This window comes from Heyndrickxia ginsengihumi, from assembly GCF_011008565.1.
GTDB classification, from domain to species: domain Bacteria; phylum Bacillota; class Bacilli; order Bacillales; family Bacillaceae_C; genus Weizmannia; species Weizmannia ginsengihumi.
The window spans coordinates 1-24,488 of record NZ_JAAIWK010000010.1 but is presented as its reverse complement, the minus strand read 5'-3'; the positions used below and the strand labels follow the sequence as shown (position 1 = coordinate 24,488).

Here is a 24,488-nt window from a genome sequence, read left to right as displayed (position 1 = left end):
AGTGCTACGAAAGAAGGAAGGAAAATATATGATTAAAAAGCCTGATGAGCTAGATGATCAAAGATTTAAAATTGCCCATCGCGAAGCACTTATCGGAGTCGTCCTTGTGATTATTAATTTTATCTGGTGGTATGGCTTTGCTTATGGGTTTGGTTCAAAACCTGTAAAGGATTATAAATACATATTAGGTATGCCTGCGTGGTTTTTTTATAGCTGTATTCTCGGTTACATTGTAATCGTGATCTGTACCATTATTTGTGTAAAATTCTTTTTTAAAGATATACCGTTTGATGACGAGGGGGATAAATAATGAATTGGTTTGTGATTACCCCGCTTATTGTATTTTTAATTATAATTTTTATTGTTGGCTTTTGGGCCAATAAGTTTGTGCTAAAGTCTAATTCCTTCGTACAAGAATATTTCCTTGGTGAGCGTCAACTCGGCGGTTTTATTTTAGCGATGACGATGGTAGCTACATACGGAAGCGCAAGTAGTTTTATTGGCGGACCTGGGATTGCTTATACAGAAGGCTTGGGCTGGGTACTGCTTGCTTCGGCACAGCTTGCTACAGGTTATTTCGTTTTAATGGTATTAGGGAAAAAATTTGCGATTATTTCTAGAAAATACAATGCAGTTACACTCATTGATTTTTTGAGGGAAAGATATCAGAGTAAAATTGTTGTTGTGTTATCAGCGCTTAGCATCATTATCTTTCTTTTTTCATCGATGACTGCGCAATGGATTGGCGGCGCGAGATTAATAGAATCCCTAACAGGGCTATCCTATACGACAGCATTAATCATTTTTGCGATATCGGTAACAGTTTTTGTTATTGTCGGTGGATTTCGGGCTGTTGCAGTTACAGATGCAGTGCAGGGAGTTGTCATGTTTGTCGGAACATTAATTCTTTTAATCGCCACTATTAAGGCTGGCGGTGGTATGAGCAAGATTATGGCAGATCTTGCTGCTGAAAATCCTAATTTGGTAAGTCCATTTGGTGCTCATCATGAATTAACTCCCGCCTATGTATCTTCTTTCTGGATTTTAGTCGGGGTCGGTGTTGTTGGACTGCCGCAAATTACTGTTCGGGCTATGTCCTACAAAAATTCCAAAGCCATGCATCGAGCGATTATTATCGGTACGATCGTCGTCGGCTTTATTATGATCGGAATGCACTTGATTGGAGTTATTGCAAGACCTGTATTGCCAGGTGTCAAAGTACCTGATACAGTTATGCCTTTACTATCGATGAAAGTATTACCGCCGTTTATGGCAGGTGTTGTGCTAGCGGCCCCAATGGCTGCGATTATGTCTACTGTAGATGCCCTATTAATTTTAGTAAGTTCTGCACTTGTGAAAGATATTTATTTGAATTATGTAAAACCAAATGCAAACACGAATCATATTAAAACAGTTAGCTATTCTGTTACAGCAATTATCGGCGTAATCGTAGTCATATTATTTTTAAGTCCGCCAAATTTAATTGTTTGGTTAAACTTATTTTCCTTTGGCGGGTTAGAGTCTGTGTTTATTTGGCCAATTATTTTTGGCTTGTATTGGAAAAAAGGCAATAAGTATGGTGCCATCACTTCTATGATTCTCGGCATGGCTTCCTATATTTTTATCGATCGCTTTTATCCAAATCCGTTTGGTATCCATACAGTTGTATTACCAATCGTCATTTCATGCCTTGCCTTTATAATCATAAGCTTTTGTACACAGCGTGTAGAAAAAAGGGGTCTTTAAATACAAAGGCTACCTATGAAAAATAATTTTATCAGTTCATTAATAATAAATTGACTAAAAGAAGAAAATACATCTGGACATTCCTAAAGCTTTGCGAAATTTGAATATTCAACTTGGCGATATCGTTTTAGCCAACGTTAAAAATCAAGGTAGCTGGAAAACGATATAAACTCGTTGACAAAGTGATAGAGAGAGCCCAAAAAACAGCCAATTGTTGATTAAGAAACAAAGATCCCCTGATAAAGCAAATTTAAGGTTCCTTGTTTCTCTATATGATGGATAATTAATGTCAGGATGCTTCAGTTGATAAAAAAGTGAAATATCTAAAAATTATATTAACAGGGCAAAAAGGCCCCCGTTCAGGGCCTTTTTGCTGCACTTCATTAAAATGAATCTTTAACACTTATAAGTGGACATTATTACTATTTTTTCTTCCGAATATCTATATTTAAGATATCCCTTTTTAAAATATCTCTCCCCTTTAATTTAGTATAATATTAATAAATTGAAAATTCATTCTAATAGAAAGGGGAAGATTTAAAATTAAAGCATTTTCGACATTTATAACATCTATATCATTAATAATATTAATACTAAGTGGATGCACTACCCATCAACAAAAGACCACCAATAAAACCAATCAAAAGCCGAGGAATTCATATTAAAAGTAAAGATCATCAATAATGCAACCGATCAAAATAGGTTTTGTTGGGTATAAACAGATATGGATCGGAAAACTCTAAAACTGCTGTTCTTCCGTCAGCATCCACTCGAATTGTGAACCAAAAGTTTAATATTCGTGTCACAGATGGAATCAAATATGAATTTAGAGTATGACCTACGAATATGACTCGTGCGGATTATAAAAAAATTTGCAGCAAAAAGATAAGCTAGTAAAAAAATTAAATGATGATACTTATAAAGATAAAAGCGTTACATTTGTTGCTTCAAAGAAAAAACCCGTGTTAACAATTACAATAAACAAAAACGATCTAAATTAAGTGTTTTATCATTTGTGTTCTCATTTTTAATCAAATACGGTTTAGGAAAAGTTCGAATTTATATGTAGGAACTTCAAAAAAATAAAAAGCAGCGTGATTCATTCATGCTGCTTTCCCTTACTGCAAAGTTCTTTCAAATCTTGAAGAACTTTATCACTAAAACAAGGTGAAACCCTGCATAGCTTTTGCATAGAAAACTTTTATATTTTTGATATCGCTCTAACATCAGGCTCTGCCTAATCTACCACCTTGGTGATAGCATGTTTGCCTTATGCTCTTTTGCAGTTAGGAGTACAATCAATATCTCTCTATTATTAAGGATGCTATTGTAAATAGAAGATTGCGCAATTGACGATATAGAGTTAAGGTATATGCCAGCAGAGTACTGTCCGAAAAACTTATGTTTTGAAGCTTCCATTTAAAGTGACTATTATCTTTGCGATATGCCTAGTTATACTAGGTAATAGCTTAATACCGCAATGATACTAATTTTTAAAATAAGAATATTTGATTTTTATTTAAGATAGTAGTAATATATGTATTGTAGTTAACGGGGTATTAGCTCAGTTGGTAGAGCAGCTGACTCTTAATCAGCGGGTCGGGGGTTCGAATCCCTCATGCCCCATTATATAAATAATGAAGCAGCAAGGATTTGTTTCCCGTGCTGCTTTTTTTATTGACATATGTAAAGTCTAGAAATCTTAAAAAATGGGAACTTTCTTTTGAATGCTGAATTTGTAGTTGTTGACCAACTGTTTCTAACTGTGATAACATTGAAAATAATTAAATAGTCTGTTTTTCCACTAGGGGAGCAATTTGCTGAGAAAGGTGTATACCTGACCCTTATGACCTGATATGGCTAATACCAGCGTAGGGAAGTGGATCGGTTTTTTTGGTGCATTTATAAAGCCGTCCTTTTTCGCGTAATGCTGGAAAGGACGGCTTTTTATTTTATTCTCAAAGGAGAATGGACGTGGAAATACATATTATTAGCGGTAATAGGCGGGAAGGTTATGAGCGGCAATTTGAGCAATTGGCGGGATGCCAGCATATGTTTGATGTTCTTCACCTTCGCGATAAAAGCCTTTCTAAAGAGGACATGTTTTTATGGGCGTCACAAGCTTTAGAGATGGGGATTCATCCGAAAAAAATTATGATCAACCATTTTCCTGATGTTGCTGACAGTTTACATGTGAAAGGTGTGCAGCTAGGGTACGGATCTTCATCTATATTAGAAGTGAAGGAGAACTTTCCTTCCTTGCTAGTCGGTGCTTCTGTTCATTCGTATACAGAGGCGAAAATGAAGGAGAGATTAAAGGCTGATTTTCTGATATTAGGACATATTTTTGAAACCCCTTCCCACCCGAATATTCCACCAATAGGAATTTCTACGCTAAAGAAGGTAAAAGAGACGGTTTCAATTCCTGTTATTGCTATCGGAGGCGTTACAGTAAAGACATTGCCAATGCTATTGAAAGCCGAAGTAGATGGAGTTGCAATACGCTCAACTGTTTGGAAGGCAAAACATATAGAAAAGGTGCTTGCAATGCTGCACGAAAAAGGGGATGACATGTATGTATGATGTGATTATTGTAGGAGCAGGTGTTATTGGCAGTTCCATAGCTTACTATTTAACTGAACAAGGTGCATCTGTTTTAATTATTGAAAAAGATCAGCCAGCTAAAGGAGCATCAGGAGCTGCGGGAGGAATGTTAGGAGCACAAGCTGAAATCCATACGGCAGGCCCATTTTATGAAATGGCACAAAAGAGTAGGGAGATGTTTCCTGAGCTTGCGTGTAAGTTAAGAGAGAAAAGTGGAATAGATATTGGTCTTGTGCAAAAAGGATTGCTTCAAGTTGCCATTACAGATGAGCAAACTTCTGAGTTAGAAACATTAATGACTTTTCATCAAAGCCAAGGTCAACAGGCTATATTACTAAATGGAAAGGATTTGTTTGACAAGGAACCGCATTTAGGAGAAGACATTAAAGCAGGCTTATATTTGCCAAACGATCATCAAATTGTTGCCCCGAATTTAGCAAAAGCTTTTCTTTATAGTGCAACGGCTAATGGGGCAACGCTTTTAACGGATACTGAAGTAGTTTCAATTATCAAAGAAAATGGAAAAGCATGCGGGGTAAAGGCGGAAGCGCAGTCTTATTTTGCAAAGTCAGTTGTAATTGCCTCAAGCATACAGACACCTCGACTTTTGCAACCATTTGGTTTCAATGCAGAAGTTTACCCAGTGAAGGGAGAATGTATTTCATTGCGTTTCTCTCAGTTGCCTATTCAAACAACGATTATGGGGAAAGGGTGTTATATTGTTCCGAAAAGAGGAAAACGGCTTGTTATTGGGGCGACGACAAAGCCGCATGACTATACGAAAAATGTTACAGCTGGGGGAATTACAAGCTTGTTAACTGAAGCTATGAAACTAGTACCTGCAGTAGACGACGGTAGTATTGAACATGTGTGGGCTGGACATCGTCCGCAAACTGTTGATGGTCTCCCTTATGTTGGAAAGCTCGAGCGCGTTGAGGAGCTATACGTAGCGTGCGGACATTATCGCAACGGAATTTTGTTAAGCCCTATTACAGGAAAATGGATGGCAGAGATGATATTGAATCATGAAAAGCATCCTTTGCTTGCACACTTTTCTCCGCAAAGGCATGAAAAGGAGGTGAATGTATGACCATTACAATTAATGGTGAACAGGTAACGATCGATTCTAATGTTATGACGATAAAAGAATTATTAGAGCATTTCCAACTGTTACAGCGCGGGCCAATTGTTGAGCATAATGGTCAAGTGCTAAAGCAAGAACAGTGGAATACACAAAAGATTGCTGAAAAGGACACACTGGAGATTGTACAATTTGTTGGGGGTGGATGATAGATGTGGAAAATTGCAAATAAGCAATTTGAATCAAGATTATTGTTAGGAACAGGTAAATTTACAAATTTTGACGTCCAAAAGGAAGCTGTCCAAGTATCAGGAACAGAGATTTTAACATTTGCAGTGCGGAGAATGAATATTTTTGAACCAAGCCAGCCGAATTTTCTAGAAAAATTAGAGGCTTCTGCGTACACATTGCTGCCAAATACAGCTGGAGCAAAAAATGCTGAGGAAGCAGTCCGCATTGCACGCCTAGCAAAAGCAAGCGGGCTGTGCGATATGATTAAAGTAGAAGTGATTGGCGATGAAAGGACATTACTTCCTGATCCAGTTGAAACATTAAAAGCTACAGAAATGCTTCTAAGTGAAGGTTTTATCGTCCTTCCTTATACGTCAGATGATGTTGTTTTAGCGAAAAAATTAGAAGAACTTGGGGCTCATGCCATTATGCCAGGGGCATCTCCAATTGGTTCTGGCCAGGGGATTGTAAATCCTCTTAATCTAAGTTTTATTATTGAGCAATCAAGCATTCCAGTTATTGTCGATGCGGGTATCGGCAGTGCTAAAGATGCGGCATTTGCAATGGAGCTTGGTGCAGATGCTGTATTGCTGAATAGCGCAGTTTCTGGCGCTAAAGATCCTGTAAAAATGGCAGAAGCAATGCGATATGGCATTCAAGCGGGGCGGTTATCATATGAAGCAGGCAGAATTGAAAGAAAAAATTATGGCATTGCCTCTAGTCCGTTAGAGGGTTCCATTGTATGACGGTAGAGGAGCGCTATAGCAAGCAAATCCTCTTTGATCGTATTGGGGAGTCTGGTCAACAGAAAATAAGTACAAAAACAGTAACAGTTGTAGGCCTCGGTGCTCTTGGCTCCAGTTCTGCTGAAATGCTTGCAAGAGCTGGTGTAGGGCGAATGAACTTAGTGGATAGAGATTATGTAGAACTAACAAACTTGCACCGTCAACAGCTATTTACTGAAAAGGATGTAATTAATAAGACACCAAAAGCTGTAGCTGCCCAAAAACGATTACAAGAGATTAATTCAAGTGTAGAAATAAAGTCATATATTCAGGATGCTGGGGCAAACGAATTGGAACAGCTTGCTAAAGAGAGCGATTTGCTAATTGATGCAACAGATAATTTTGAAACAAGATTTATGATGAATGATGCAGCGGTTAAATACAATATTCCACTGATTTATGGGGCATGCGTTGGAGCGTATGGAGTTACATATACGGTCATTCCTGGGAAAACGCCGTGTTTAAACTGTTTAGCAAAATATATATCGTTAGAAGCTATGCCGACATGTGATACTGTAGGAGTCATTATGCCTGTCGTAACTCAGGTGACGAGCCATCAAGTAATAGAGGCATTAAAAATTTTAACTGAACAAACAGAAGCTTGCCGGAATAGACTATTATCTTTTGACCTTTGGAAAAATCAAACTTCGAGTATCGATCCTTCTGTTTTGCATGATATACATTGCCCTTCATGCGGAAGTGATCGTACTTATCCATATTTGCAACAGGAAAATATCGCAAAAACAACTGTGCTTTGCGGTCGTGATACTGTGCAAATCCGGCCTGGAAAAAGGTGGAGACCTGATTTTAAGCAATTGTCAGATCGTTTTAAAACGTTACCTGGTAAAACAATGACGAATGATTTTTTATTGGCCTACGAGGATGGAAACATTCGGTTTGTACTATTTCAAGATGGACGAGCATTGATTCATGGAACAAAAAATGTTATTGAAGCAAAAAACATTTATCATCGCTATTTAAGTTGAAGTAAAAAGAGCAATTCTTGATAATTTTTCTTTGGAATTGCTCTTTTTGTGATTGTTTATATTTTATTTAGGGTAAAAGAAAATAAGGCCTTTCTTTTAAAAAACTTTAAGCAGCAAGTCTGTGATCGATAAATTTTAAAAGCAATCGTCACAATAGAGCATACTTATGAATATTTTATTGTGCTATAATGTAATAGTTGTTAAAATATAATGGCGAATGCACATTAACAGAAAAAGGAGATGATAACTTATGGATCCAGACGCACATTCGAGGTCGATTATGTTACAAAAGCAAGAGGGAGTCTTCATACTGACCTCAGTCTATTCTTTAGGTTATCAATCTCAAGAGAGCAAAGTATGCATGTTCTTCCTCTAGAAAATGGGGAGGTGGCTGCATGTTAAATATGTATTTAACCGACGAAAGCGGCAAACTAAAAGAAACGGATGTATTGGCAAAAGGCTGCTGGATTAACTTGGTGAATCCAACAGAAGAAGAAATTAATCAAATTGTAGAAGCAACAAATATTCCGATTGACTTTGTGAAAGATCCACTGGATGTTGATGAACGTTCACGGATTGAAAAAGAAGACGATGATATTCTGATTATCGTCGGTATACCAGTTAAAGTTCAGGAGGATATGGAGTCTGCAATTTATGATACAATTCCATTGGGCATCATTATAACGCCTTTCTATTTTATTACAGTATGTCTTCAAGACAATCCGATTATTGGTAAATTTATTCATCACCGTGTTCGCGGCTTTTATTCGTTTATGAAGACGCGATTCACTTTACAAATTCTATATGAAATTGCAAGCTATTATTTAAATTATTTAAAATATATTGATCGAAAAACAAGCTTAATTGAACGTGAGCTTCATGAATCTATGCGAAATAAGGAACTCTTTGAACTGTTAAGCTTAGAAAAAACACTTGTTTATTTTACAACTTCATTGAAGGCAAATAAAATTGTCATGGAAAAGATGACAAGACAACATTTTTTGAAAATTTATGAAGATGATGTCGATCTTCTTGAAGATGTCATGATTGAAGTGAAACAGGCGATTGAAATGTGTGAGGTGCACAGCAATATTTTAAGTGGCATGATGGATGCCTATGCTTCAGTCATTTCAAATAATGTGAATGGTGTAATGAAATTTTTAACAACTTGTACGATTATTTTGTCATTACCTACGATGGTCGCAAGCTTTTTTGGAATGAATGTACCAATTCCATATCAACATACAGCACATGCCTTCGTTATTCCGCTCGCAATCGCAGTTGTTCTATCAGTCGTAACAGCCTATATCTTTTGGAAGAAGAAGTATTTTTGAAAAATAAAACGGAGGGATTATTTCGAAATCACCCATTTCGAAATAATCCCTTTTTTAAAAGGGGCCTGACCCCTTTCATGCTTTAGCATGAAAAAGGAGGAGAGCAGTGTTGTCAGAAGAAATAGGGCATCCCAATTTTAACGAAGAAGCTGAGAGATTAGCGTTTACAAAAAAGTACATCGATATTGTTATTCAAGCATCTGAGTCAGATGAGGCATCCTTCAAAGAAAATTTGCGTGAGCAGTTAGAGGGAATGGAATTAAATGATAGTAGTTTAAGCTATATGAGTATGCTTACGAATGCCAATTTACTAAGAAGAACGATTGATGAAGTGAAGAAGTTAAAAAAATTCGCGAACAAGCCTTATTTTGCTCGTATTGATTTTTTGCGAAATGAGACAAATCAAGAAGAAAGATTGTATATTGGGAAGCTTTCCCTGTTCGATAAGGAAACACAGCAACCAATTGTTGTTGATTGGCGTTCCCCGGTGGCGAATTTATATTATGATGGTCGTTTAGGTGATGTTTCTTATGAAGCAGAAGGCGAACAATATGATGGATTTTTATCATTAAAACGTCAATACATAATTGAAGATGGCGATTTGAAAGAAATTCGCGATATAGATTTAACAACAAATGATGAACTCCTCCAGTTATCCCTCTCAGAAAGCTCAAATAATCGTTTATCAGAAATTGTCGCGACAATACAAGAAGAACAAAATGAAATTATCCGTGCAGATTTAAATCGTCCGATTATTGTACAAGGAGCAGCCGGAAGCGGTAAGACAACGATTGCTCTTCATAGACTGTCTTATTTTATTTATACGTATGCTGAACATTTCCGCCCTGAGCAGTTAATGATTTTAGCGCCAAACCGCCTATTTATTGACTATATTTCTGAGGTACTCCCAGAATTAGGAGTAGAAAATATTTTACAAACGACTTTTATCGATTATGTAAAAGCATGTATTAAAAAAAATATCAAAATGACACATCCTGAAGATAAGTTAATCTCCTTCATCCATCATGAACTAGAGAATCCAGAACGTGCGAAAATGATTTCGGAGTTCAAAGGCTCTCTACAATTTCGAGACATCCTAGACAATTATTTACAAGATATTTTAAAAACATTGCTGCCAAAAGAAGATTTTTATGTTGCCCATTTTAAACTTTATTCGGCTAAAAAATTACGTTATTTAATGGTTCATGAATATAAGTATCTTCCGTATTATCAAAGAATCGATAAAATTAAACGTGTATTGCAAAATCATGTTAGATTTAAGAAGAAAGCAATGATTGAAAAAATCACTTCTTTTTATGATCAAAAATTAGATAAAGGCCTTGCTCACAAAGGTGATCCCGAAAAAAGAAAGCAATATATTTCTAAAGTGTTAGATAAAAAACAAGAAGGATTAGCCCAAATTCAGAAACAATTACGTACAGCTGTCACTTCTTATATAAAGCAATTGCCAAAACACGATGTTTTTTACTATTATCATCAGCTTGTTACGAATGAAGCATTATTTACCCGCTATGCAAAGGGAGTTATAAAGGATGAAGATATTCATTTCTTCTGTCAGTATCAGCAACATTTATACGAGAAAAAAACGTATGAACTCGAAGACTTAGCGGCACTATTATACATGCAGGGGAAAATTTTCGGGATTGATAAAGAGCTTCGTGTTAAAAATGTTGTGATAGATGAAGCGCAAGATTATAGCTATTTTCAATTAGAAGCTTTAAAAACAGTACTTGAGACAGATATGTTTACAATTGTGGGCGATTTGGCACAAGGCATCCATTCTTACCGTGGGATTAAAGATTGGCATATCGTTCAGGAGCAAATTTTTACAAGAGCAAGCTTTAAAACATTACAAAAGAGTTATCGGACAACAATAGAGATTATGCAGTTAGCCAATCAAGTACAGCAACTATTAAACATGAATCTTCCAGTTGTTGAACCTGTCGTACGCCACAGTCCAAAACCAAGCTTTTTTATGACCAATACAAAAAAGAATGATATTCAAACCATTTCAAAAATGATTGCTGCCTTCTATAAAGAAGGTATGAAGACTGTTGCAGTTATTGGGAAGACGAATAAAGAATGCAAGAAGATCGCTAAGCTCTTTCAACAATATTCAGATATTCATGTTCAACTATTAAAAGAAAATGAAGAAATTAATAGTAACAATGTAGTTGTTGTCAGTTCCCATCTCGCAAAAGGTTTGGAATTTGACGCTGTTATTTTATATGCAATTGATGAAGTTTACCAAATGGAGGAGCTGGATATTAAATTATTATATGTTTCTATGACGAGGCCGCTTCACAGGCTCATACTTTTTGGTCCAAACCTTTCAGCCTTCTTGTTAGATAAAATTGATCCACAATATATCCACATTACATAAAGTTAAGGCGCATTGTCATTTGGCCATTTTTTAGTGTATGATTACTTGAAGACAAAGAAATTTGTAAGTTATGACGTTAGGAGATCAATATGACGGAGTTAAATACAGTTTTACCAGCATTAAAGCCATTTTTACAAACGGCATGGCAAAAGTCCGGGTTTGAACAGCTATCATCTGTGCAGGAAAGAACATTTTCAAAGATTTTGGAAGGAAAAGATGTCATAGTAGAATCGCCAACAGGGACCGGGAAAACACTTGCTTATTTGTTACCATTGCTTCAACAAATCAATGTTGAGGTAAAACAAATTCAGGCAGTGATTTTAGCACCATCAAAAGAGCTCGCTATGCAAATCTTAACAGAAATTCAAGCATGGGCAGCAAGCAGCGGAATTCAAAGTGCCTCATTTATTGGCGGGGCAAATGTAAAACGACAAGTAGAAAAATTGAAAAAGCACCCGCAAATTGTTGTCGGAACCCCTGGCCGCATGCTTGAATTAATTAAGCAGAAGAAAATGAAAATGCATGAAGTAAAGACCATTGTTCTAGACGAAGGAGATCAGCTTCTTCTGCCTGAACATAGCGATACAGTTTTTCAAATTATAAAAACGACGAAGAGAGAACGGCAGCTGTTATTATTTTCAGCAACATTAAATGAAGCGACTATTCAAAAAGCACGAGAAATAATGAATGAGCCTGAATTGGTTTTGATTAAGGAAGAGAAGGCATTAGAACCTGTAGAACATATTTATTTTGTCAGTGATGCCCGTGATAAAATTGAAGTCTTGCGGAAACTTTCGCGCATCGAGGGGATTCACGCACTTGTATTTTTAAATGGACGCTGGGATTTATCAGTGCTTGTGGAAAAATTAAAGTATAAAGGAATCTCTGTTAGTGCTTTATATCGTGATTTAAATAAGGCCGAGCGTGAAAAGGCAATTCGTTTGTTCCAAAATGGTGAGGTGTCATTATTATTAGCGACAGATGTTGCAGCACGCGGCTTGCACATTCCTAATATTACTCATGTCGTTCACTTTGATTTGGCGGATTCAATTTCCCAATATATTCATCGCTCAGGGAGAACAGGGCGTCTTGGCACACATAATGGTAAGGTTGTGTCGATTGTTACACCAAGGGAAGAAAGCCAATTGAAAAAATATGCTAGAGAAAGAAAACTTGAACTAAAGAAAAAACAATTTGTTAGAGGAAATATTGTAGATGTTGAGAAAAGCAATCGGTAATATACCGATTGCTTTTCTGCACTACAGCACAAAAGGGGTCAGGCACCTTGACAGAATATAGAATTATTTGTATTATTTGATAGTAATTGAAATTAATAATTTAATAATAACTTATCTCGAGTGACTGAGGGATCAGGCCCTATGACGTCCGGCAACCTCCAAATTTGGAACGGTGCCACTTCCTGCAGAATGTTCTGTTATTCTGAAAGATAAGTCGGCTATAATGAATCAATGACGCTTCTTTCAGTTTGAAAGAGGCGTTTCTTTGTATTTAATAATAAAAGAAAGAAGGATGAGGATCTTGGAAAAAGAATTAATTGTCAGAGCAGCCCCTCAATACTATCAATGCCAGGAGGGAGTTCTTAATCAGCTAGAACCATTATTGAAAGAAAGGGGTATCGTAAAAACTTTAATGATTCATGGTGAAAAATCATTGGAGGCGGCTAAAGATTATTTGCCTTCGTTCAATGAGACATTTGTTCATGATGAATTATATAGCGGCGAATGTTCATTGTCAGAGATCGAACGTTTAACAAATGTTATTAAGCAATCAAGTTTCGAAGCTGTTATTGGGATCGGTGGCGGTAAAGTATTAGATTTGACAAAGGCCGTAGGTGATGAAGCTAAAGTTCCGACAATCCTAATTCCGACATTAGCATCAAATTGTGCACCATGGACACCATTAACAGTTTATTATAATGATGAAGGACAATTTTTATATTATAAATATCATAAAACCAATACGAATATTGTATTGGTGGAGCCAAGAATTATATTAGATTCGCCACTTCAATATTTTACTGCGGGTATAGCAGATACATTAGCGAAATGGTATGAAGCAGACGTAATTATTAGAAAGCTAGAAGAGATTCCGCTTTCAGTAGAGATTGCTTATTATGCAGCTAAAACTTGCAAAGATGTTTTAATACAGAACAGTATAAAAGCAGTGGAAGACTTAAAGCGTGGAGAATTGTCATATGAGCTAGTGAAAGTAATTGAAACGGTTTTTATGGCTGGTGGTATGGTTGGCGGTTTTGGGGACGAATATGGTCGAGTATCTGGTGCCCATGCAATTCACAACGGTCTAACTCAAGTACCGGATACACACCATTTATTGCATGGAGAGAAAGTGGCGTATGGGATTCTCGTGCAGCTTGCTCTAGAAGAAAATTGGGATGAAATTAAACATTTATTGAATTTCTATAAAGCGTTAGGACTTCCATATAATCTTGCTGCTCTCCATTTAAGTTTAGCAGATAGTTCCAAATTACAGAAAGTGATTGAGGCTGCTGTTAAACCGGAAGAGACGATTCATTTAATTGGGGAGAATGTTTCAGCTGAAAAGCTATTAAATGCAATTAAACGTTTGGAAGAATTTACAGTATTAGTTTAAAGAAGTGTAGACGCACCCTATCGAATCTATTATTCGATGAGGGGTTGTTGCTTCGAAAGGAATATTAATAAATTAAAAGGAACTGTCCGATAAAAGACAGCTCCTTTATTATTAAATAAGGGCTAGTTGATCCTTCTTGCCCCTATATATTTCTTTTTCCAATAAACATTATTAAGACTATCAATTTTGACGCCTTGTGAAACTGAATGGATCACCTTATTATGCCCTATGTATATAGCTACGTGTGACGCTGTTTTCTTATATGAAGAAGATGTGTGGAAGAAAACTAAATCACCTGTTTTTAATTTAGATTTGCTAATATGTTTCCCCTTTTTATACATAGCTGCGGCTGTTCTAGGTAGATTTTTTCCCACTTTTTTAAAGGTATATCCTACAAAGCCTGAACAATCAAAGCCCTTTGGCGTCGTTCCGCCCCACCTATAAGGAGTACCAATATAGTGCTTTGCTGTATTTACAACTTTAGTAGGAGAGTACGCAGCCTCAACTGGGTTTGTTGGCAATAAAGATCCAACACTAATAAGAAGAATAATACATATAGAAATAAGATGTTTCATACTTGCACCCCGATCTTTGAATCTAGTAACATAAATATAGCAGAAAATCGTCGGAATTTTGTTTACATAGAGGTTAAATAAAATTACAAAAATATTACATGTTAGACAAAAAATACATAGATTTCGACAAATTTCAAAAGCAAGTTTGGTGATAAGCTTGTTTATATATATAATAAACACATATATAAATATGGGTTGAAAGGATCGATTTGCAATGATCGTAAAAACAGAGCAAGATATAGAAGGACTAAAGAAAATAGGAAAGCTCGTAGCTGCTATCCGTGATGAATTAAAGGAAAAAGCAATACCGGGAATCACGACGAAAGAATTAGATGAGCTTGCGGGAAAGAGATTCAAGGAACATGGGGCTATTTCTGGTCCTAAAGGTGAGTATAATTTTCCAGGATATACTTGTATTAGTGTTAATGATGAGGTTGCTCACGGAATTCCAAGTGATAAAGTTTTACATGAAGGGGATTTAGTGAATGTCGACGTCTCTGGTTCGTTAAATGGGTACTATGCAGATACAGGAATTTCCTTTGTAGTTGGAAAGGGGGATCCGATGCTAACAGAGCTTTGCCAATGTGCGGAAAGAGCATTTGAAAAGGGACTTGCGAAAATCAAGGCGGGCACAAAACAAAATCAAATTGGGAGAGCTGTAGAAAAAGAAGTGTATAGTAGCGGATTTAATGTACTGCTAAATCTGACGGGACACGGAGTTGGAAAGGCACTTCATGAGAATCCTGAATACATTTTAAATTATTATGATCCGACAGATACAGCACTATTAAAAGACGGTATGGTCATTGCTTTTGAGCCTTTTGTTTCTACAGGTGCGGAAGAAGTAGAAGAAATGGATGATGGCTGGACATTTAAAACACCTGATGGAAGCTTAGTAGCACAAGTTGAACATACCGTCATTGTTACGAAAAATAAGCCTATTGTTTTAACGCGATAGCAGGGGTAACGCGTCTTATTCTATGGGCGATAAAACCTGCTAATATCGATAATATAATATCTTTTGGTAACGGAATAACCATCCATAGCCAAACAAGGCGATAGCTAAAAGCATCTGGGGCTTGCGCCCATAATTTATAAGCTGCATACATCCAGTTTGTTCCGATAATATAATTTAATACAAGGCCGATAATGGCTGCTAATATATAGGAAACAAAACTTTGATTTTTTTCAATCATTTTTCCGATGACATAGGCAATTAAAATATAGCTTAAAATAAAGCCAAATGTTGGGCTCAAAACGGTGCGAATTCCACTACCAAATTGTGCGAAAACGGGAGCACCTACTAAACCGATGAATGCATAAGCAATCATTGAAATAGTACCAAGTCTGCTCCCAAGCATGGCACCTGATAAAAGTGCAAAAAAAGTTTGTAAAGTAATTGGGACACCGCCTATAACCATAAAAGGTACGATGGAAGTGATATTTGCACCAATGGCCATTAAAGCAACAAAAATCCCGGCGTAGCATATTTCGATAGTGCGTAATTTACGATTCATTTAGGTTCCTCCTATCTTTTTTGAGCATGTTTAAGATCAATTTTTTATTGTTGATTGCAATGAATATTAAAATATGTACTCTATTCTAGAATAAAAAAGAGATATCTTTATGTCAACTTAATTTTGAAATAAGTTGACATAAATAAGAGGGGAGTAAGACATGATTAACGTTTTATTTGTATGTCTAGGGAATATTTGCCGATCGCCAATGGCAGAGGCTGTTTTTCGCCATATGGTTGAAAACGAAGGATTATCAGAGGCGATTAAGGTTGATTCTGCAGGGACAGGCAGATGGCATGTTGGGGAGCGGCCGCACCACGGAACACTGACCATTTTAGAAAAATATCATATTCGTACGAATGGCTTAATAGCACGCCAACTTGCTGCTAATGATCTCGAAAACTATGACTATATCATTGTGATGGATGAACAAAATCTTCATGATGTAAGGACACTCGCAACTGACAAAACAAGCTCGAAGATTGTCCGCTTGCTGGATTTAGTTGATGATAATGAAATGAGTAATGTTCCAGATCCGTACTATACAGGCAATTTCGAGGAAGTGTATAAGCTTGTCTATTCTGGTTGCCATGCCCTATTAGAGAAAATTAAAAAAGAACATAGTTTTTAAAGTAATGATTGGATTACGATACACCTCTACTAGGTTAATCACCATTTTTCCTTTTTCGAATAGACTAAATGGAAAACTTAGCCTAGTAAAAGAGGTGATCTTTTTGTATTGGCAACAACAACCATCAAATTACTATCCATATCTCCCACCACAGCCTATTTATAATGAGCCACAGCTTCAACGGGCGCCAAAACGGAAAACGTCCTTCCCGCCGCAACATCAGTCTAAGCAACCAGGTATTGAAAAGTTAATGCATCCTCGGCCAGTTATTGAAGACTTATCCTACAAAGGTTCAGGAAAATTAAATAATAAGGTTGCGATTGTATCAGGGGGAGATAGCGGAATTGGTGCAGCAACGGCTATTGCCTTCGCTAAAGAAGGTGCTGATGTCGTCATACCATATTATTCTGATTATGAGAATGAAGATGCCGAACGTACAAGACAAAGAATTGAAGATTTAGGGCAAAGATGTCTATTGATCGTTGGTGATTTAAAAGAACCTAGCCATTGTCGCAAAGTAGTTAAGGAAACGATTGATACTTTTGGAAAACTTGATATTCTCGTTAATAATAATGCCATGCAGTTTGTGCAGAAGAGCTTGTTGGATATTACAAACGAGCAGTGGGATTTGACTTTTAAAAATAATATTTATAGCTTTTTTTATATGACGAAGGCAGCACTTCCATATTTAAAACAGGGGAGTTCTATAATTAATACTGCTTCGATTGTTGCTTTTAGAGGAAATAAAGATTTAATTGATTATTCCGCTACAAAAGGAGCAATTGTTGCTTTTACGCGTTCATTATCTGCAAATTTAGTGAGCAAAGGTATAAGAGTAAATGCTGTGGCGCCAGGACCGATATGGACACCTTTAATTCCTTCAAGTTTTAGTGCTAAGCAAGTAGAAACATTTGGATTAGATGCGCCAATGAAACGTGCTGGCCAGCCTTATGAATTGGCTCCGGCCTATGTCTATCTCGCTTCTAGTGATTCAAGTTATGTGACCGGGCAAATCATTCATGTTAATGGTGGATCGATTGTTGGTTCATAAGTAACAGACAGTGTAAGTGTACTTATATAGGATTTATGTGAAGCAATGGTTGATTGGAGCAGAAGGATGTGAGACCTCTGTGAAAAAAGCGAGCATCAGCCTTTATGAGACTGGGACAAAAGTATATTAACTAAAGAAAATCAGAATATTGCGATCTAATGCCGCTCCGGAAATATACTTCGCTTTGCACTGTGGGGTCTCACCGATGCCTATTCTCCCACAGGAGTCTACGTCTATTTCCGGAGCTGATTTGTGCAATGTTCGTCTTTAGCTAACCACTTTTGAGTTTTGTCTCAGCCTCTTATATATGTATCATTTAAAGCGGAAGCAACCAGTTCACTTCCGCTCATCTATTTTTTCATATATGCTCATCTAAATATTGGGTAGTAAAATCAATTAATGATCGTTGTTTTATTAATTTAGAAGGAGCAGCGCCAATAAGGCCATTTTGAACAGTATATGTTTTTTCATATGTTTTTCCAATTTTGTTAAATATATCCGCATGGTCTTCGAGCGTTTTAAACTCCCCCCAAGTTCTTTTCCCATCTTGAAGTAATGCACAATGCTGCGTTACTTCTTTCTTAGATTTTGAGAGAAACTCTGCTAAATGCATGGATGTGTTTCGACTATAGTCAACTCCTAACAGTAAAATATACCCATTTAATTCATAGATTCGTGCAAGTGGAGACTGGTCTCCAAATGGATAATGAAGTGCATGGTTGTTAGTGATAAAGGAAGCATGCTTACCCCAAGCTGAAAATGAAACAGCTGGGTGATTGCTTCGCTTCGTTCCAGGAAATTTTCGAAATGCCTCTGCAATTCTCCCCATTCCATATGTTGGCGTTATGTTTGGATCAAACGCAGGCATCGCTTGACGAATAGTCTCCCACCATTCTTCAGGAACAGGGGGATTTTCCCATGTAGCAGGATCAGAGTTGTTGGTTGTTTGTGCTGGCATGATGATCGTTCCTTTAGGTGAAATGACTTCCATTAATGCTTGAACCACTGCAATTTCTTGTCCGCATACCCAGCCAATTGAACTGAGCGAGGAGTGCACAATGATCGTCATCCCAGGTTCTAAACCTAGTGAATGAAAATCTTCTTTTAATTTTTTTTTGTTACTAATATTTTTTTCTTATTGATCACATTTTGTTCACTCATTATTAGTTCTCCACTTATGTTTTCGTAGGAAATATCTTTGATTAAGTATTTTCCAGAATAATATTCTACAGACTTGTCTCATATCCTTTATTATGAACAAGTTTTCGTGATAAGGGGAGACAGCATGGGTATTTTTTTCAAAAGTGTATGTTTGCTTATGGGAGTAGCATTTTTAGGTGAGTGTATAGAATTTTTAACGAATATGGTATTAGCAAAAGAACTGGGAGAGCACGGCATGGGCTTATATATGTCTATTTTGCCAATAATTGTTTTAGTAATCGTGATTGCTAGTATGGAACTGCCAGTTTCAATATCTAAATTTATTGCTGAAAAGGATGAAAAATATCATCAAAGCATGCTGCAGCACGTTATTCGTCTTACAGTTCTATTTACAATCTTTTTTATGGCGTTCTGTGTAGTATTACTTCCGTTTATTCCTATTTTTAAACACTATCATCCTTTTATAAGAGGGTTAGTCATTATTTTAATTCCCATTATTGCTTTTTCTTCAATTGCAAGGGGATATTTTATGGGCATTCAGCAAATGGGGAAAATCGCAACAGCAAACTTTCTTCGAAAAATTGTTCAACTCCTTTTACTCGTTTTCCTTTATCAATGGTTCCATTTTAGTTTAGAAGTTTCTATTCTAGTCGCCCTATGTACAATTGTCGGCAGTGATTTTATTGTTCTTCTCTATTTACTTCATATGTTTGTTTTGCAAATGAAATTTATTAGTAAAAAGGAACGTGCTTATGTCAGTGGACAATCTGTGCGCAAAAATCTTCTAGCTGTTTCTTTACCAACAACAAGTATGCGTGTATTTCTCTCAATTACGAATGCTATAGAACCCTTTTTAATTAAGGCAGCAGTTGTAAAATCTGGAATGACGGAGACGATGGCTAATGAACACTTTGGACTGATGGCTGGCGTTGCATTTACAATTGGCTTTTTTCCTGCTTTTATTGCCCATTCCTTATCAACCGTATTAATCCCAACAGTTTCTGAAGCTTATTCCAAACAAGATGGTTTAAAACTACAAAAGCTATTGCAAAAAGTTATGCTTGTAACTTTTTTATATGGTGTTCCAGCTGTCATCTGCATATATGTTTTTGCCGAACCGCTCACAAATTTGTTTTTCCATTCAATGGTTGCTGCTATTTACTTACAACTACTTTGGCCATATTTTTTATTCCACTTTTTTGTGATTCCAATGCAGGCCTTTTTAATTGGGCTTGGACTTATCCGCGATGCTTTTGCCCATTTTATTTGGTCGACAATCGTTACTTATTTGATGATGTATTTTCTTGGTACGAACCCTGAATATCAAATGGCTGGAATCATTATCGCAATGAATACTGGTGCGCTATTGTTGATGTTAATGCATTATTTAACCATATGTAAAAAAATTGAAATTTCCCTCGTATTGCGGAATTCTGTAAAACATACTTTTTAAAACTGCTGAATAATATTGTTATTAATTTCTATATGGTTACGAGAGTACCATTTTTTAGTAGGTGTGGTCCTTGTTATGAGTTGAAACTTAGCTATCAAACGAAAAAGGGCCATGCTGCTGCTCTTCTTACGTAGAGATAGGGCTACTGTGATTTCTAAACTGTGAAGCTTTTTTGGTGGATGGTGTTTCTATATGTCTGAAAAATTTTATTTAATTATATATTGCAAAAAACGACAATGTGATATATATTTTACATATATTGAAAATAATTGGAATTTAAATCTTATCAAGAGTGGTGGAGGGACAGGCCCTATGAAGCCCAGCAACCAAACCTTATAGAAGGTTCAGGTGCTAATTCCTACAAAACCGATTGGTTTTGAAAGATAAGAGAAGTAGTGCTTATAAACCGCTTCTCTATGGAGAAGCGGTTTTTTGATTAGCATAAAGGATGATTAGGGGAAATTCATCTGAATAAGAGAAAGCTAGTCTAAAAAAGGCAGATTATTTTTGAAATATGATAAAAGGGAGAGGCTAGTATGAAAAAATCATTCAAATTTTTATCGGTAGCAATTGCAATTATTCTGTTATTTGCTCTATCAGCATGTGGAAAGAACGATAAAACATTAAGCACGAAGGAAATAACTGTTGGGGTAACAGGAGGCCCTCACGAACAAATTATGCGGGAAGTAGCAAAATTGGCCAAAAAAGATGGACTTACTATTAAGTTAAAGGTCTTTAATGATTACAACACCCCAAACACGGCATTAAGTGAAGGCAGTCTTGATGCAAATAGCTATCAAACATTAACATTTTTGAACACACAGAAAAAAGACAAGGGATATAAAATTACGCAAGTATTCAAAACGGTTGTATTCCCAATGGGGGTTTACTCGGATAAAATTAAAAATCTTAAAGATTTGAAAAAAGGTGATTCGATTGCCGTACCAAATGACCCAGCTAACGAATTACGTGCATTAAAATTATTCGAACGGGCCGGTGTGATCAAGCTGAAAAAAGGCATCGGTGAATACGCAACGAAAAAGGACATTGTTGAAAATAAATTAAACTTAAAAGTTGAGGAATTGAACGCAGAGTCTCTACCATCACAGCTTGATGAAGTAACGGCCGCTGCTATTAATACGAACTTTGCTATGGGGGCTGGTCTCACAATTAATAAAGATGCAATTTATCATGAACCAATTAAAAATAACCCATATCCAAACTATTTTGTTGTTAGAACAAGTAACAAAAATGACGAAGTAGTTAAGAAAATTGAAAAATATTACCATTCAGATACGATTAAGAAATATATTAAAAAGCAATTTGGGGGTTCAGTTGTACCTGCTTGGTAAGGAGGTTCCTAAAGGATGATCAGCCTAGAACATGTATCAAAGACCTTTCAACAAGGAAAGAAAAAAGTAGAAGCATTGAAGGATGTTTCAATTGAGATTCAAAAAGGTGAAATATTCGGTGTCATTGGATTCAGTGGCGCTGGCAAAAGTACATTGATTCGTTGTGTAAATTTACTAGAAAGACCTAGCAGTGGAAGAGTTTTAATTGATGGTGTCGATATTTTGAATCTAAAGAAGAAGGAGTTACAAACTGTCCGAAGAAAAATTGGAATGGTATTCCAACATTATAATTTATTAAAAACTGCGACAGTTTACAAAAATATTGCAATTCCTCTTCGATTAGAAGGAGTTCCAGCGCCTGAAATAGATCGCCGAGTAAAAAAATACTTAAAGATTGTTGGTTTAGAGGATAAAGCAAAATCGTATCCAAGTGAATTATCTGGCGGTCAAAGGCAACGTGTTGCGATCGCGCGTGCTTTGGCACATGAACCAGAGGTGCTTTTAAGTGATGAAGCAACAAGTGCACTTGATCCAACAACGACTGAGCAAATTTTGGATCTATTATTGAAAATTAATAAAGAGCTTGGGATCACTATTTTTCTCATTACCCATGAGCTTGATGTCATTCAAAAAATTTGTGACCGTGTTGCTGTGATGGAAGCTGGGGCCATTGTTGAACAGGGACGGGTAGTAGATGTATTTTCAAAACCACAGCATCCAAGGACAAGAAGCTTTGTGAGAAATAAAGCTGTTTTCCAAGTACCTGAACATATACGGGAAGAACTTGAGAAAACAGGCAGACTTGTTGCACTAACATTTTTGGGAGAATCATCAAAAGATCCATTTTTAGCAGCAATTACGAGAAAATTTGATATTTTACCAAGTATTCTTGCAGGTGGTATAGACGATTTAAAAGATCAATCAATCGGGAACCTACTTGTTCATCTTAAAGGCGACCCTAATGAGACATTGAAGGCAATTGCCTACTTGCAAGCAGAAAATATTATTGTTGAAGAGGTGAACCGGCTATGAGTTCATTTCTAAATGAATGGGGAGACACGATTTGGCAAGCATTTCTTGATACCCTTAAGATGACCTCAATTTCATTAATTGTTGCGATTATTATTGGACTTCCGCTTGGGATTTTACTCGTATTAACAAGGAAGGGCGGAGAGGCTGAAAATAAAGTTGTATTCATGATCTTAAATACAGTAATTAATGTAATTAGATCTATTCCATTTATTATTTTGCTATTTTTTATTTTGCCGTTCACAAAGCTTGTGATGGGGACGACAATCGGTGTCCAAGGTGTAATTGTACCTTTAGTTGTATATACAGCTCCATATATTGCTAGGTTAATGGAATCTGCCTTACTTGAGGTCGATAAAGGGGTTGTAGAGGCATATCAATCAATGGGAATTTCAACTTCTAAGATCATTTGGTACGTGATTGTTCGTGAAGCAAGAGCCTCCATCGTTTTAGGATTAACAATTGCGACAATTGGTCTAATTGGTGCGACAGCGATGGCTGGACTGGTCGGTGCTGGAGGACTTGGGGATATTGCATATCAATTCGGACACTTAAGATTCCAGCCAGATGTAATGTATACCACAATTATTATACTGATTATTATGGTTCAAGGCATTCAATCAATTGGTAATATAGTATCTCGCAAACTACGCAAAGATTAAATGAAGAGAAAACTTGGCTTGTAGATTATTTTTATAAACAATCTACAGGCCTTTTTTGATTAAGGCATCTTCTAAAAGACGATCGTTTTCAATGAGAGATTATGACTGAACCGGTTCAATAAGAAGTGAATAAGAGCGGAAGGTGTGTTGCGGAAAAAGAGAAATAGGCGAAACACCGGAAACGTGCAGCGCCGAAGAGGCTCAGCATCCGCCCGCTGAAAGCGAGCATCCTAAAGCGGAAATCCACTCCTTTCCTGTTAAAAAACAACAAAGCATACGAAAATAGTTTTGTAGAAAAAATGGCTTTAAAAAATATCAATAAAAATAAAAAAATGGATCTTGAAAAAAAGCTCCATGAAGACTTTAGATATAATGATAAATAGATGAAATCCTCCAATTTCATCCTAGTGTTTGTCCTATTCAGTAGTGTGATGTTGGTTAATCTAATCATCCCTTAGATCTATCTTATAATGGCAGTTTAGAAGTTTGTTAAATTACATAGCTTCCATTGCTTGTCTTGTAATTCTCTTACCTAATGAAATCATGGCTTTTTTCAATCATCCATTTTTATAGACTTAAATATTAAAATTTATTTATATATGCTTCCTTAACAATTAAATGTGGTCCCATTCATTTTTTGATCATATTTTTGCTGCCACTATATAATCCGGTTGCCGATAGACCAAGCATTAGCCCAACAATAATCCCCTCTTTTATTGAATCTGAAACATAGACGATTCCAAATATAAGTCCAAGGATAACAGAAAGAATTGGAGAATATTTATTAGGTAGGCCAAACATTTTAAATAGCTCAACAATCCCAATAATTAATGGAATGATGGCTACATTGTAAATTTCAAGCATTGATTATCACCTCACTTTATACCATCATATTTTTACAATTATTAAAAGAAACGGCATTATGGCATTGTGCAGTGACAGTTGTAGAGCGAAATTTTAAGGTGCTTAAGATTTTCTCAGCAATTAACGTTGCTTTAATCAATGTTTACAGGGACGTTTGACATAAGGATTAGGTGGGGAATTGACGTTTAGTGTATAGCGACAGTCTTTGTTCTATGCTGGATAGAGATGGTTCAGCAAAGCTTGCTTTCTCATTAATATTTATTTTATAAAGAACACCCCCATCGAATAAAATCGAGGCCACTGAAAATCTTACGTTTTTATATAAATTGATTTAGCAAAGGCAGAAAAAAGGCAGTTTGTTGTTCTAGTTCAGACAACAAACTGCCTTTTT

The 24,488-nt window shown here is 36.4% G+C and carries 23 protein-coding genes, 1 tRNA gene and 3 riboswitches; of the genes, 20 read left to right on the top strand and 4 right to left on the bottom strand.

The window, feature by feature from the left end:
- Nucleotides 1–28 precede the first annotated feature (28 nt).
- From G4D61_RS07900 to G4D61_RS07845, 13 genes are all read left to right on the top strand, one after another.
- A complete protein-coding gene (locus G4D61_RS07900; RefSeq protein ID WP_155918498.1) occupies nucleotides 29–310 on the top strand; it encodes a YhdT family protein in 282 nt (93 codons plus the stop codon).
- The gene (gene panF, locus G4D61_RS07895) at nucleotides 310–1,746 is read left to right on the top strand and encodes a sodium/pantothenate symporter (protein ID WP_163173640.1); all 1,437 of its coding nucleotides are present in this window, start codon (nucleotides 310–312) and stop codon (nucleotides 1,744–1,746) included. The genes G4D61_RS07900 and panF overlap by 1 nt, the downstream gene beginning before the upstream one ends.
- Nucleotides 1,747–1,813: 67 nt before the next feature.
- On the top strand, nucleotides 1,814–1,915 hold the full coding sequence (locus tag G4D61_RS18660; RefSeq protein WP_496196986.1) for a hypothetical protein: 102 nt from the start codon (nucleotides 1,814–1,816) through the stop codon (nucleotides 1,913–1,915).
- Nucleotides 1,916–3,299: 1,384 nt separating this feature from the next.
- Nucleotides 3,300–3,372: transfer RNA gene (locus tag G4D61_RS07890), tRNA-Lys, on the top strand.
- Between the two features lie 170 nt (nucleotides 3,373–3,542).
- Nucleotides 3,543–3,641: riboswitch (TPP riboswitch) on the top strand.
- Nucleotides 3,642–3,720: 79 nt separating this feature from the next.
- Nucleotides 3,721–4,329 carry a DUF561 domain-containing protein gene (locus G4D61_RS07885; protein ID WP_052137861.1) on the top strand — a complete coding sequence of 203 codons (609 nt, stop codon included), beginning with the start codon at nucleotides 3,721–3,723 and terminating at the stop codon, nucleotides 4,327–4,329.
- Nucleotides 4,322–5,440: a glycine oxidase ThiO gene (thiO, locus tag G4D61_RS07880; RefSeq protein ID WP_163173638.1), complete on the top strand. Its 1,119-nt coding sequence runs from the start codon at nucleotides 4,322–4,324 to the stop codon at nucleotides 5,438–5,440. Before G4D61_RS07885 ends, thiO begins: the two co-directional genes overlap by 8 nt.
- Complete coding sequence (gene thiS, locus G4D61_RS07875; RefSeq protein ID WP_025730213.1) at nucleotides 5,437–5,640, top strand: sulfur carrier protein ThiS; 204 nt, start codon at nucleotides 5,437–5,439, stop codon at nucleotides 5,638–5,640. The genes thiO and thiS overlap by 4 nt, the downstream gene beginning before the upstream one ends.
- 3 nt (nucleotides 5,641–5,643) lie before the next feature.
- Nucleotides 5,644–6,408: a thiazole synthase gene (locus G4D61_RS07870; protein ID WP_035354439.1), complete on the top strand. Its 765-nt coding sequence runs from the start codon at nucleotides 5,644–5,646 to the stop codon at nucleotides 6,406–6,408.
- Nucleotides 6,405–7,433 carry a ThiF family adenylyltransferase gene (locus tag G4D61_RS07865; protein ID WP_035354438.1) on the top strand — a complete coding sequence of 343 codons (1,029 nt, stop codon included), beginning with the start codon at nucleotides 6,405–6,407 and terminating at the stop codon, nucleotides 7,431–7,433. Before G4D61_RS07870 ends, G4D61_RS07865 begins: the two co-directional genes overlap by 4 nt.
- A gap of 395 nt (nucleotides 7,434–7,828) precedes the next feature.
- Nucleotides 7,829–8,767, top strand: coding sequence for a magnesium transporter CorA family protein (locus G4D61_RS07860; protein WP_025730220.1), 939 nt, complete (start codon nucleotides 7,829–7,831; stop codon nucleotides 8,765–8,767).
- A 106-nt stretch (nucleotides 8,768–8,873) separates the two neighbouring features.
- Nucleotides 8,874–11,171: an RNA polymerase recycling motor HelD gene (helD, locus tag G4D61_RS07855; RefSeq protein WP_081979065.1), complete on the top strand. Its 2,298-nt coding sequence runs from the start codon at nucleotides 8,874–8,876 to the stop codon at nucleotides 11,169–11,171.
- A gap of 89 nt (nucleotides 11,172–11,260) precedes the next feature.
- Nucleotides 11,261–12,409 carry a DEAD/DEAH box helicase gene (locus tag G4D61_RS07850; protein WP_035354435.1) on the top strand — a complete coding sequence of 383 codons (1,149 nt, stop codon included), beginning with the start codon at nucleotides 11,261–11,263 and terminating at the stop codon, nucleotides 12,407–12,409.
- Nucleotides 12,410–12,517: 108 nt separating this feature from the next.
- Nucleotides 12,518–12,625, top strand: a riboswitch (SAM riboswitch).
- An 85-nt stretch (nucleotides 12,626–12,710) separates the two neighbouring features.
- On the top strand, nucleotides 12,711–13,802 hold the full coding sequence (locus G4D61_RS07845; RefSeq protein WP_371316497.1) for an iron-containing alcohol dehydrogenase family protein: 1,092 nt from the start codon (nucleotides 12,711–12,713) through the stop codon (nucleotides 13,800–13,802).
- 122 nt (nucleotides 13,803–13,924) lie between these two features.
- On the opposite strand, the gene G4D61_RS07840 is transcribed toward G4D61_RS07845, so the two are convergent.
- Entirely contained in the window at nucleotides 13,925–14,377 is a 453-nt protein-coding gene (locus G4D61_RS07840) for a C40 family peptidase (protein WP_025730226.1), read from the bottom strand.
- A 214-nt stretch (nucleotides 14,378–14,591) separates the two neighbouring features.
- On the opposite strand from G4D61_RS07840, the gene map reads away from it, so the two are divergent.
- Entirely contained in the window at nucleotides 14,592–15,335 is a 744-nt protein-coding gene (map, locus tag G4D61_RS07835; protein WP_035354283.1) for a type I methionyl aminopeptidase, read from the top strand.
- Here map and G4D61_RS07830 read toward each other — a convergent pair.
- Nucleotides 15,316–15,894: a biotin transporter BioY gene (locus G4D61_RS07830; RefSeq protein WP_025730230.1), complete on the bottom strand. Its 579-nt coding sequence runs from the start codon at nucleotides 15,892–15,894 to the stop codon at nucleotides 15,316–15,318. The genes map and G4D61_RS07830 overlap by 20 nt on opposite strands.
- A gap of 160 nt (nucleotides 15,895–16,054) precedes the next feature.
- Here G4D61_RS07830 and G4D61_RS07825 point away from each other — a divergent pair, with 160 nt between their 5' ends.
- The gene (locus G4D61_RS07825; protein WP_025730232.1) at nucleotides 16,055–16,525 is read left to right on the top strand and encodes a low molecular weight protein-tyrosine-phosphatase; all 471 of its coding nucleotides are present in this window, start codon (nucleotides 16,055–16,057) and stop codon (nucleotides 16,523–16,525) included.
- 157 nt (nucleotides 16,526–16,682) lie between these two features.
- Nucleotides 16,683–17,576, top strand: coding sequence for an SDR family oxidoreductase (locus G4D61_RS07820; RefSeq protein ID WP_052137853.1), 894 nt, complete (start codon nucleotides 16,683–16,685; stop codon nucleotides 17,574–17,576).
- Between the two features lie 358 nt (nucleotides 17,577–17,934).
- Here the strand turns inward: G4D61_RS07820 and G4D61_RS07815 are convergent, their stop codons facing one another.
- Complete coding sequence (locus G4D61_RS07815; protein WP_035354286.1) at nucleotides 17,935–18,645, bottom strand: AAC(3) family N-acetyltransferase; 711 nt, start codon at nucleotides 18,643–18,645, stop codon at nucleotides 17,935–17,937.
- A 216-nt stretch (nucleotides 18,646–18,861) separates the two neighbouring features.
- Here G4D61_RS07815 and G4D61_RS07810 point away from each other — a divergent pair, with 216 nt between their 5' ends.
- The 4 genes from G4D61_RS07810 to G4D61_RS07795 all read left to right on the top strand — a co-directional run bounded on the left by G4D61_RS07810 (nucleotide 18,862) and on the right by G4D61_RS07795 (nucleotide 23,233).
- The gene (locus G4D61_RS07810) at nucleotides 18,862–20,190 is read left to right on the top strand and encodes a polysaccharide biosynthesis protein (RefSeq protein WP_025730236.1); all 1,329 of its coding nucleotides are present in this window, start codon (nucleotides 18,862–18,864) and stop codon (nucleotides 20,188–20,190) included.
- A gap of 280 nt (nucleotides 20,191–20,470) precedes the next feature.
- Nucleotides 20,471–20,580, top strand: a riboswitch (SAM riboswitch).
- Between the two features lie 146 nt (nucleotides 20,581–20,726).
- Nucleotides 20,727–21,542 (top strand): MetQ/NlpA family ABC transporter substrate-binding protein, encoded by an 816-nt coding sequence (locus G4D61_RS07805; protein ID WP_025730238.1) that lies wholly within the window; start codon nucleotides 20,727–20,729, stop codon nucleotides 21,540–21,542.
- A gap of 15 nt (nucleotides 21,543–21,557) precedes the next feature.
- Nucleotides 21,558–22,574: a methionine ABC transporter ATP-binding protein gene (locus G4D61_RS07800; RefSeq protein WP_025730240.1), complete on the top strand. Its 1,017-nt coding sequence runs from the start codon at nucleotides 21,558–21,560 to the stop codon at nucleotides 22,572–22,574.
- On the top strand, nucleotides 22,571–23,233 hold the full coding sequence (locus G4D61_RS07795) for a methionine ABC transporter permease (RefSeq protein WP_025730242.1): 663 nt from the start codon (nucleotides 22,571–22,573) through the stop codon (nucleotides 23,231–23,233). The genes G4D61_RS07800 and G4D61_RS07795 overlap by 4 nt, the downstream gene beginning before the upstream one ends.
- 630 nt (nucleotides 23,234–23,863) lie before the next feature.
- Here the strand turns inward: G4D61_RS07795 and G4D61_RS07790 are convergent.
- Nucleotides 23,864–24,097, bottom strand: a complete 234-nt coding sequence (locus tag G4D61_RS07790; RefSeq protein ID WP_025730244.1) for a hypothetical protein — start codon at nucleotides 24,095–24,097, stop codon at nucleotides 23,864–23,866.
- Nucleotides 24,098–24,488: the final 391 nt, after the last annotated feature.